The 9,973-nt window shown below is 39.6% G+C and carries 10 protein-coding genes and 1 rRNA gene; 10 read left to right on the forward strand and 1 reads right to left on the reverse strand.

Annotation, left to right across the window (positions count from 1 at the left end):
* Positions 1 to 106 precede the first annotated feature (106 nt).
* From rrf to hisC, 9 genes are all read left to right on the forward strand, one after another.
* Positions 107 to 221, forward strand: a 5S ribosomal RNA gene (gene rrf / locus JR005_RS08545).
* Positions 222 to 422: 201 nt separating this feature from the next.
* Positions 423 to 1,871 (forward strand): RNA polymerase factor sigma-54, encoded by a 1,449-nt coding sequence (locus tag JR005_RS08550; protein ID WP_218664894.1) that lies wholly within the window; start codon positions 423 to 425, stop codon positions 1,869 to 1,871.
* A gap of 169 nt (positions 1,872 to 2,040) precedes the next feature.
* Positions 2,041 to 2,379: a ribosome hibernation-promoting factor, HPF/YfiA family gene (hpf, locus tag JR005_RS08555; RefSeq protein ID WP_004987488.1), complete on the forward strand. Its 339-nt coding sequence runs from the start codon at positions 2,041 to 2,043 to the stop codon at positions 2,377 to 2,379.
* Positions 2,380 to 2,511: 132 nt separating this feature from the next.
* Positions 2,512 to 2,763, forward strand: a complete 252-nt coding sequence (gene ibaG, locus JR005_RS08560; protein ID WP_044437304.1) for a BolA family iron metabolism protein IbaG — start codon at positions 2,512 to 2,514, stop codon at positions 2,761 to 2,763.
* A gap of 6 nt (positions 2,764 to 2,769) precedes the next feature.
* Positions 2,770 to 4,026 (forward strand): UDP-N-acetylglucosamine 1-carboxyvinyltransferase, encoded by a 1,257-nt coding sequence (gene murA, locus JR005_RS08565; RefSeq protein ID WP_004987486.1) that lies wholly within the window; start codon positions 2,770 to 2,772, stop codon positions 4,024 to 4,026.
* Positions 4,026 to 4,715, forward strand: a complete 690-nt coding sequence (hisG, locus tag JR005_RS08570; RefSeq protein WP_004987483.1) for an ATP phosphoribosyltransferase — start codon at positions 4,026 to 4,028, stop codon at positions 4,713 to 4,715. Before murA ends, hisG begins: the two co-directional genes overlap by 1 nt.
* A gap of 118 nt (positions 4,716 to 4,833) precedes the next feature.
* Positions 4,834 to 5,496, forward strand: a complete 663-nt coding sequence (locus tag JR005_RS08575) for a DUF4272 domain-containing protein (protein WP_218664895.1) — start codon at positions 4,834 to 4,836, stop codon at positions 5,494 to 5,496.
* 134 nt (positions 5,497 to 5,630) lie between these two features.
* Positions 5,631 to 6,923: a histidinol dehydrogenase gene (hisD, locus tag JR005_RS08580; RefSeq protein WP_004987476.1), complete on the forward strand. Its 1,293-nt coding sequence runs from the start codon at positions 5,631 to 5,633 to the stop codon at positions 6,921 to 6,923.
* A 172-nt stretch (positions 6,924 to 7,095) separates the two neighbouring features.
* Positions 7,096 to 8,178, forward strand: coding sequence for a histidinol-phosphate transaminase (gene hisC / locus JR005_RS08585; RefSeq protein ID WP_004987474.1), 1,083 nt, complete (start codon positions 7,096 to 7,098; stop codon positions 8,176 to 8,178).
* 19 nt (positions 8,179 to 8,197) lie between these two features.
* Here the strand turns inward: hisC and JR005_RS08590 are convergent, their stop codons facing one another.
* Positions 8,198 to 9,529: an anthranilate synthase component I family protein gene (locus JR005_RS08590; RefSeq protein WP_004999120.1), complete on the reverse strand. Its 1,332-nt coding sequence runs from the start codon at positions 9,527 to 9,529 to the stop codon at positions 8,198 to 8,200.
* Between the two features lie 262 nt (positions 9,530 to 9,791).
* On the opposite strand from JR005_RS08590, the gene JR005_RS08595 reads away from it, so the two are divergent.
* Positions 9,792 to 9,973 (forward strand): DUF6160 family protein (locus JR005_RS08595; protein WP_324064188.1); only part of this gene is annotated, 182 nt, incomplete at its 3' end.

Here is a 9,973-nt window from a genome sequence, read left to right on the forward strand (position 1 = left end):
TTACAATACCGACTCAATTTCCAATCCGTTAATAACTCTTTGGTTTGTAAGTAAGGCATACATTATTAAGTAATGTGAATAAGACCCCAAAGCACCACAACAGTTTGCTGGCGACAATAGCAAGAGTGAACCACCTGATCCCTTCCCGAACTCAGAAGTGAAACCTCTTCGCGCTGATGGTAGTGTGGCGTTAGCCATGTGAGAGTAAGTCATCGCCAGCTTTTAAATCTAAGGCACCCTCATCTTTATACAGATGAGGGTGCTTTTTATTGGGAAAAATTTATATAAATTAAAAATTGACTCATCAGGTTGATTAAACGTTATTGAATGATATAGTTTGAATAGGATATCGTTAAAACTTATGCTATAAATAGCATGTAGGCATATTTTTTGCTTGGCAGGCGTGATTAGGGTATCGATTTATGAAGCTATCTGTTGGATTGAAAGTTGCGAATAGTTTGTCGCTTACCCCTCAATTACAACAAGCAATTCGTTTATTGCAACTCTCGAGTCTTGAGCTTGAACAAGAAATTCAGATTCAACTGGATAGTAATCCGTTGCTTGAAAAAATAGAAGATGAAAGTAGCACAGAAAGTCTAACTCATTTAGAAAGCAGTGATACTAATGATTTAACGCAAGATTTGAACGCTGATCATTTACCCAATGATCTTCCTGTCGATACCGATTGGGATGATGTCTATACGCATCAATCTACTGCTTTAGCATCGCCAGAATTTGAAGAGCGGGAAGATAATCGCCAAGCTCATCATACTTTAAAAGAACATATTTTAGATCAAGTTAATTTATTGCATTTTTCTACAGTTGATAAATTAATTGCTTATTGCATTATTGATTGTCTGGATGATAAAGGTTTTCTTGATGCTGAAATTGAAGAAATTTTATTAGCAGCACAGCATTTGCTGATAGAAGCAGACTATGATGAAGAAATAGAGCACGATGAAATTCTGGTGGTGCTTAAACATATCCAGCGTCTTGATCCTGTTGGTGTCGCTTCAATGAATTTGGCTGAATGTTTAAAAATTCAATTAGAAATGATGGATATTCAAACAGCATTTCGTCGTGAAGCACTGAGTTTATTGCAGTGTTACGAGTTATTAATTGCCAATGACTTAAATAAGCTTTTGAAATCCACAGGCTTAAATATGAGTCAATTAAAAGAGGCAATTGGTTTATTAAAAACATTAAAACCTTATCCGGGTGCAGATTTTGAAAGTCAGGAGTCTGATTATCAAATTCCAGATGTGGTTGTAAATAAAAAAGATAATAGCTGGCAGGTGCAATTAAATCCTGATGTTTTACCTAAGCTAAGAATTAATTCTTTTTATTCAAATATGATTCGTCGAGCCGATCAGAGTGATGAAAATCTCTATTTACGTAATCAAATGCTGGAAGCTAAGAATTTTATTAAGAGTATTGATGAGCGTCATAAAACATTATTAAAAGTCGCGACCTGTATTGTAGAGCATCAGCGAGCTTTCTTTGAGATTGGTGCGGAAGGGATGAAACCGCTTGTATTGCGTGATGTGGCAGAAGAAGTGGAGTTGCACGAATCTACAGTTTCACGAGTGACCACCAATAAATATATGCTGACCCCACGTGGTTTATTTGAATTGAAATACTTTTTTTCAAGTCATGTGGGTACGACCTCAGGCGGTGAGTGTTCTTCAACTGCAATTCGTGCCCGTATTAAAAAAATGATTTCAGTAGAAAATCCCCGTAAGCCTTTGTCTGATAATGCGATTGCGGAATTATTAAAAGAAGAGGGTATCGATGTTGCTCGTCGTACCGTGGCGAAATATCGAGAATCGTTACATATTCCTTCGTCATCTGAACGAAAAGTCTTGATCTGATTTTTAAAGTATGACTATTCTAGAGATTCATTGTTGCAAAATAATGAATCTTTTTTTTCACCAAAGGAGTAGCTGAAATGGTTTAATGATTGTGATGCAGAATTCTGTTTTGTCATTAGATCGGCTTGGCTATGACTTTATATCCTGAAAGAAGGTGAGGGATAGAATTATGCAAATAACAATTCGTGGACATCATTTAGTCATAACGCCTGCAATTGAGCAAAACATTAAAAGCAAGTTTGATCAACTGACCAAACATCTGGATCAGGTGAATAGTATGCAGGTGAAGCTTTCCAAAGACCATCAAATCGATAAAAGAACGCATAAAGGAAGTGCGAATCACATCGCGGAGGCGATTGTACGTTTGCCTGGTGTAGAACTTTTTGCTCAGGCTTCAGCCGATGATATGTATATGTCGATTAAAAAACTGAGTGAAAAATTAAAACGGCAATTACAAAAACATCGCAAAATACAGTGTAATCATCAGCAACTCGTTGTTGATATTTAGTTTTTATTTTCTGAAGAGGCTAACAATTAGCCTCTTTTTTTATTTATAAAATATGATCATGTACTGAATTATATCGATGATTTATAGTAAAATAATGCGTTTTACGCCTAAGCTTGTATATGAGGTCTAGCAATGAATAGTGAGCAGCTCACTCAAATTTTACAAGAAGCTTTTCCAGATGCGGAAGTGGCTGTCACTGGTCAGGCGGGAAAATTTGACCTGCGTATTGTAGATGATCAATTTGAAGGTAAGCGCAGTGTTGCGCGTCAGCAAGCTGTTTATGCGCCTTTGAATTCTTATATTGCAAGTGGTGCCGTCCATGCAGTGACAATTCGGGCAATGACCAAAGACGAATGGCGCAAAGCAAGTCTTTTCGGAGCATAATAATTAATGGATAAATTTTTAATTTCGGGTGGTACTAAGCTCGAAGGGGAAGTGCGCATTTCAGGTGCAAAAAATGCAGCTTTACCCCTACTGGCTGCTATGATTTTAGCAGATTCTCCTATTACTTTGACCAATGTTCCAAATCTAAAAGATGTCAATACATTGGTGAAGTTAATTGCTGGATTAGGTATTACCATGGAATATCAAGGTGATACGGTTAAGGCAGATACTTCGACTTTATCTAATCAGTTTGCACCATATGAATTGGTGAAAACCATGCGTGCCTCTATTCTGGTGTTGGGTCCTTTATTGGCACGTTATGGCAATGCACAAGTATCTTTGCCGGGTGGTTGTGCAATTGGCTCGCGCCCTGTCGATCAGCATCTGAAAGCTTTAGAAGCTCTAGGTGCGCACATCGAAGTTGAAAATGGCTATGTGCATGCCACGGTCGATGGGCGTTTAAAAGGTGCAGATATTACCTTTGATATGGTTACAGTCGGCGGGACTGAAAATATCCTGATGGCAGCAGTTTTAGCCGAGGGTGTGACCACACTACGCAATGCTGCACGAGAACCTGAGATTACCGACCTTGCCAATATGCTCGTGAAAATGGGCGCTAAAATTGATGGTATAGATACCGATACACTCATCATTACAGGTGTGGAAAGTTTGCATGGCTGCGAATATGCAGTCGTTGCAGATCGTATAGAAACAGGTTCTTATCTTGCTGCCGCTGCGATTACAGGCGGTCGGGTGAAGACCACACATACAGATCCAAGTTTGCTTGAGTCAGTCCTTGAGAAATTTGAAGAAATGGGTGCAGAAGTGACTCGTGGCGATGATTGGATCGAGCTGGATATGCAAGGGAAACGTCCTAAAGCCGTGAGTTTTAGAACACTTCCTCATCCAGAATTTCCAACCGATATGCAGGCACAGTTGATGGCTGTCAATGTCATTGGTCGTGGTTTTGCTACGATCTCAGAAACGATTTTTGAAAATCGTTTTATGCATGTACCTGAGCTTGCGCGTATGGGGGCTAATATTCAAGTTGAAGGCAATGATGCAGTGGTGACTGGTGTTGAAACCTTACAAGCCGCTCCTGTGATGGCAACCGATTTACGTGCATCTTTCTCTTTGGTCTTGGCGGCATTGGTTGCAGAGGGTGATACCCTGATTGATCGTATTTATCATATTGATCGCGGTTATGAAAATATTGAACAGAAATTGCAAAGTTTAGGCGCGAACATTAAGCGAGTCAGTTAATGAATGATATGAGAAACGATGATCCTAACTTTAACGTCATGGGAAATTTTGATCATGGTTTAACATTGGCACTCAGTAAAGGTCGAATTTTAAAAGAAACTCTGCCTTTACTGGAAGCAGCGGGCATAAATTTGCTTGAAGACCCAGAAAAGTCACGTAAATTAATTTTTCCAACGACACACAAGCAAGTGCGTATTTTAATTTTACGTGCGTCTGATGTGCCGACTTATGTGGAAAACGGTGCTGCCGACATTGGTGTAGCGGGTAAAGATGTGTTGATGGAACACGGTGCACAGCACGTTTATGAATTGCTTGATCTCAAAATAGCGAATTGTAAATTGATGACCGCTGGTAAAGTCGGCATGCAACGTCCACAAGGTCGCTTAAAAATCGCCACCAAATATGTCAATTTAACCCGTCAATACTATGCAAGCTTAGGTGAGCAAGTGGATGTGATTAAGCTCTACGGTTCGATGGAACTCGCGCCTTTAGTGGGTTTGGGTGATTATATTGTCGATGTGGTCGATACAGGTAATACTTTACGTGCCAATGGTTTAGAGCCATTAGACGAGATTATGAAAGTCTCTTCACGCTTGATTGTCAATAAAGCCAGCTTTAAGCGTAAACAGACTTTACTGGACCCGATCTTGTCGCAAGTCGAACAAGCAGTCAGTGATCGCCAATCTTAATTTTGCCACTTAAATCTCTTGTATTTCTGAACCGTCAATTTTTGGCGGTTTTTTATGGCTTGATCTTTACGAAGCAAGCGTAGAGAATAAAACCATAATTTTGTTATGGGATTTTATAATGAAAAGTGTAAAACAACGTAAGCAAGAATCAATATCTAAATTAAGACAACAAGGTATTCCTTATATCGAACATTTACCCGTCATTGAATCGTTTGATGAGGCTTGTATTCGCTCTGCTGAGGAAATCGCGAAACGTGCAATTACTTGTTTACTCACCGTTCAGATTGCCTGTGATATTAACATCAATAAGTATGATCAACCAACCAAAGATTTTTTTATTGGACTATTCAATCAATATGAAGTGGCTGACCAACTCACGGCTAAAGAAAGTGCCATACTCAATGACCAAGCGGCGCCTCAAGATGTGATCAATATGGTGTGGAAATATGAATCTTATTGGGTTTTGCTTTGGGCTTTGGGAATTGTAGATGAATTAAATTATCCAGACCAAGTGGTTGATTGTGATTTTGCAATCCAAGCTGTTTCATCTTGTGATTCATTTGATACATTTATGCAAAAAACTCAACTTAGGGAAATCGAACAAATTTTGGATGAGGCCGATCTTATCTATCGTTATGACTGGGCATGTGTTGAGGCGAGATTAAAACAACGTCCGACACCTGCAAATCTAAATGCTTCGGTTGTTCTTGAACGTCATGCCGCACTCAATTGGCTTATTCAATATGATGCAGACTGGGATGAACCTGACGTGAATACCTGATTAGAAAATTAAATATAGTTTAATTTTATTTTCGATAAAACAAAGTCAGATCATTGATGATTGATTACCCACAAACCATCCGAAACAAGGTAAACTAAGTTTTTCTTTTCACTCAAAACCTTGTAGGTAAATTGATGCGACGTTTATCGACTCAAGATCAAAACTTCAAACAAATCTTTGCAGATTTGTTGGCGTTTGAGACTGTTAATGATCCTGAACTTTTAAAAACTGTAGATCAAATCATAGCTGATGTTCGTCAGTATGGTGATGATCATGTTCTTAAGCTCACTCAACAGTTTGATCGACATCCAGCGCATCAATTTTCAGATCTGGAACTGAGCCAAGAACAGCTCAAAGCGGCGTTTGATGCGCTACAACCTGAAATTCGTGAAGCACTCGAATTGGCTGCTGAACGTATTCGTAGTTTTCATCAGGCGCAAAAACAAGAAGGCTGGACTTATGTCGATTCATTAGGAAATACCTTAGGTCAGAAAGTTACGCCTTTAGATCGGGTCGGGATTTATGTGCCCGGTGGCTTAGCTTCTTATCCATCTTCTGTATTAATGAACGCGATTCCTGCACACGTTGCAGGCGTTCCTGAAATTATCATGGTAGTTCCAGCACCGCAGGGTGAGCTGAATCCATTGGTATTAGCTGCTGCCTATTTGGCTGGTGTAAATCGTATTTTTACCATTGGTGGCGCTCAAGCAGTAGCAGCATTGGCTTATGGAACCCAAACCATTCCTGCGGTGGATAAAATTACTGGGCCGGGGAATCGCTTTGTAGCGGCTGCCAAACGTGCAGTTTTTGGTCAGGTCGGTATTGATATGATTGCGGGACCATCTGAAATTTTGGTCTATGCAGAAGGCCAAAACAACGCCAAATGGCTAGCGATGGATGTTTTGTCACAAGCTGAACATGATACTGTTGCGCAAGCGATTTTTATTACGCCTGATGCAGACCTACTAGAGGATGTGGCGCACGCGATTGAGGAACATTTAGCTGCATTGCCTAAAGCCGATATTGCGCGCACATCGATTGCTAATCGAGGTGCTTTGGTCTTGGTGAAAGATCGAGCTGAAGCAATTCAACTCATCAATCAAGTTGCACCAGAGCATTTAGAGCTTTGTCTGGATGATGCCGAAGCCATGAGCCAAGACATCCGTCATGCAGGTGCCATTTTTATGGGACGCTATACACCAGAAGCGATTGGGGATTATTGTGCAGGGCCAAATCACGTTTTGCCGACCTCAGGTACAGCGCGGTTTTCTTCACCGCTTGGTGTCTATGATTTCCAAAAACGTTCAAGCCTGATTATGTGTTCAGAAGCGGGTGTTAAAACGCTTGCCAGAACAGCGGATTTGTTGGCGCAACAAGAAAATCTGGATGCCCATGCACGTTCTGCTCGTTATCGTTATGACGTTTAAAATAGAAATAGGTGTCGTGGTCTAGCGCTATCATCAATATAAACCTCTCCTTTTCGAAACTATATCGCTCCTCATCTCCTAAAAAGAGAGGGAACTTGTCAGGAGCGATGCGAAAGGTTTGAAGACTCCTCTCTCTTTGAGAGGTTAGGAGAGGGCAACAAGAGAATATAAAATGACGTTTACAACAGAACAAATGCGTTTCTGGAGTCCAGAAGTTCGTGAATTAGAACCCTATACACCGGGTGAACAGCCTAAAATCCAGAATTTACTCAAGCTTAATACCAATGAGAATCCGTATCCACCTTCTCCAAAAGTAGTGGAAGCGGTGCAAGCCGTATTGGCACACCAAGCAGATGCTTTGCGTTTATACCCAGATCCCGATGCGACTCAATTGAAACAAGCAATTGCCACTCAGCAAAATGTGAGCGTTGAACAAGTTTTTGTGGGTAATGGTTCGGATGAAGTCTTAGCTCATATTTTCAAAGCCTTTTTTATTCAGGATCAACCGATTCTTTATCCAGATATTACCTATAGTTTTTATCCTGTCTATAGTCAGTTTTTTGGTGTGAAAACTCAACAAATTCCACTGAATGATGATTTTGAAATCGTGTTGGATGATTATCGTCAAGCCAATGGCGGCATTATTATTACCAATCCGAATGCACCGACGAGTATTGCTTTGTCACTGCAACAGATTGAGCAGATTTTACAAGCCAATCCTGATCGTGTGGTGGTGATTGATGAGGCCTATATTGATTTCGGTGCTGAAACTGCGGTCGGGTTAGTCAATCAATATGACAATTTAGTGGTGTGTCAAACGACTTCAAAATCACGTTCATTGGCAGGTTTGCGTGTCGGCTTTGCCATTGCTCAAGCACATTTGATTGCTGCACTTGAAGCAGTAAAAAATAGTTTTAATTCATATCCGATGGATCGATTTGCGATTGCAGCGGCGGTTGCATCATTTGAAGATCAGGCTTATTTTGAAGCACAATGCCAAAAGGTGATTCAAAGTCGAGATAAGTTGGTTGAGGAATTAAAAGAAATTGGTTTTAAGGTGTTGCCATCTAAAGCCAATTTTATTTTTGTGACACATCCCGCGCGCGATGCTGCTGAGTTAGCAATACAATTACGTGAGCAAGGCGTGCTTGTACGTTACTTTAATAAACCAAGGATTGATCAATACTTACGAATTACTATTGGTACAGATCAACAAAACCAACGTCTTGTAGAGACTTTAAAGACACTACTTTAAGTTTATTTATCGTCAAAACTTAATCTTTGATCTGCCATGTATTGAGTAAGTCGAGCATGGCGGACACTTTATCAAAACATTCCTGATATTCTGCATCGCAATCAGACGCAATGGTAATTCCACCCCCCGCCCAAACCGAAAGCTCATCCTGAAACTTTTGAATGCTGCGAATCAGGATATTCCAACGACCAGAACCATCAAAATTAAAATAACCGAGTGAACCACAATACGCTCCACGCGGTGCCCCTTCGAGTTCTTCGATAATTTGCATCGCACGGATTTTAGGTGCTCCAGTGATAGAGCCACCCGGTAATGCGGACATCAATACTTCAAATGGATTGACGTCTGGCTTTAATGTCGCTTCAATTTCACTGACCATGTGATGAACCTGATTAAAACTTTCAATTTCAAACAGTTTATTGGTTTTGACCGAACCTGTTTCTGCATAAACACTTAAATCATTACGAAGCAAATCCACAATCATGACGTTTTCAGCTTGATCTTTTTCGGAATATTGTAATTTTTGTTTCGATGCAGCATCCAGTTCAGGATCATCAAAACGCGGCATCGTACCTTTAATTGGACGGGTAATAAGTTGCTGTTGATTAAATTCAATAAATAACTCTGGAGAACAACTGAGCAATTCAAAATCATCCAGTTTTAAATACCCTGCGTAAGGTGCATCGGTAAGTCTCCAAAGGTGTTCAGCACGGCTTAACAGTGAACCTTGCGCTTTGGCGATAAATTCTTGAGTTAAATTAATTTGATAGCAATCACCTGCCAAAATATAATCTTGAATCCGTTGAAATGCTTGACGATAAGTTGAGGGTGACCAACGTGTGCGTAGTGTTTGTTGTAAAGATAAAGTTTCAATTTGAGTCTTTTGATTGAGCAAGATTTCAAGTTGCTGCCATTGTTGTTCAGCATCATCCGCATCACTATAAAAATACCAATGATCATCGTGAAACTTTAAAAAGCTATCGTACTGCCCGATATAAAAAGAGGGCTGTAGACGTTCTTTGACAGGAGTAAATTGATGGGCTGCATAATCATAAGAGATGAAGCCAATATAGCCACCTGAAAAAGTTGCTGCTGTTTGAGGATTATTTGCAGAATGAAATTGAAGAAAATTGTCAATAGTGAATTCATCCATCACTTCATATTGATAAATTGAATTAATTTTAAAATATTTAAATTGTTTGTTGTTATAAACTACATAATGCCGAGGGTTAAACGCTATGACTGGATGATTTTGATCCTCTAGAAAAACCAGTCCATGTGTAGAGTGAAGTTTGAATAATATTTCAGAAGTAGATCTAATATTTTGATTTAAATTACAAAAAAACTTCACAGAGACAAGCCTAAAAATATGAATAAAGATGAAACCGTGATTTTACTACAGAACGCCAACAGACATAAGCTACCGAACCGTTTATCGGGTAGTTCATCAAATTTGACTAACAGCAGTTGGACAAAAATTAACAGAGTTGTAATTTAGAGAGGCAAATTCAGCTACTCATGGATAGGACGTTTCTACTGGGGAAATTCAAAAAACCGTAGAAACATAGAGTAGTGAAAACCAAAAAAAATAAATGCTCTTGGGAGAGTACGGAATGAAAATGTTTACTAAACTTGCTTTGGTGTCTTCAATCGCGATCAGTGCAAACGCTATGGCAATGCAGTCAATGGATGATGCTGCGCTTAGCTCAACCACAGGTCAAGATGGTATCAATATTGGTATTGGTATTTCTAAAGTGACTATTGATCAATTGGCTATTCATGATAATGATGGTTA

The sequence above is a fragment of the Acinetobacter sp. Colony158 genome (assembly GCF_019264745.1).
GTDB lineage: Bacteria > Pseudomonadota > Gammaproteobacteria > Pseudomonadales > Moraxellaceae > Acinetobacter > Acinetobacter ursingii.

Excerpts from the sequence above, each read along its gene's own strand:
- JR005_RS08550 (WP_218664894.1), top strand. The coding sequence starts at position 423 with ATGAAGCTATCTGTTGGATTGAAAGTTGCGAATAGTTTGTCGCTTACC.
- hpf (WP_004987488.1), top strand. The coding sequence starts at position 2,041 with ATGCAAATAACAATTCGTGGACATCATTTAGTCATAACGCCTGCAATT.
- ibaG (WP_044437304.1), top strand. The coding sequence starts at position 2,512 with ATGAATAGTGAGCAGCTCACTCAAATTTTACAAGAAGCTTTTCCAGAT.
- murA (WP_004987486.1), top strand. The coding sequence starts at position 2,770 with ATGGATAAATTTTTAATTTCGGGTGGTACTAAGCTCGAAGGGGAAGTG.
- hisG (WP_004987483.1), top strand. The coding sequence starts at position 4,026 with ATGAATGATATGAGAAACGATGATCCTAACTTTAACGTCATGGGAAAT.
- JR005_RS08575 (WP_218664895.1), top strand. The coding sequence starts at position 4,834 with ATGAAAAGTGTAAAACAACGTAAGCAAGAATCAATATCTAAATTAAGA.
- hisD (WP_004987476.1), top strand. The coding sequence starts at position 5,631 with ATGCGACGTTTATCGACTCAAGATCAAAACTTCAAACAAATCTTTGCA.
- hisC (WP_004987474.1), top strand. The coding sequence starts at position 7,096 with ATGACGTTTACAACAGAACAAATGCGTTTCTGGAGTCCAGAAGTTCGT.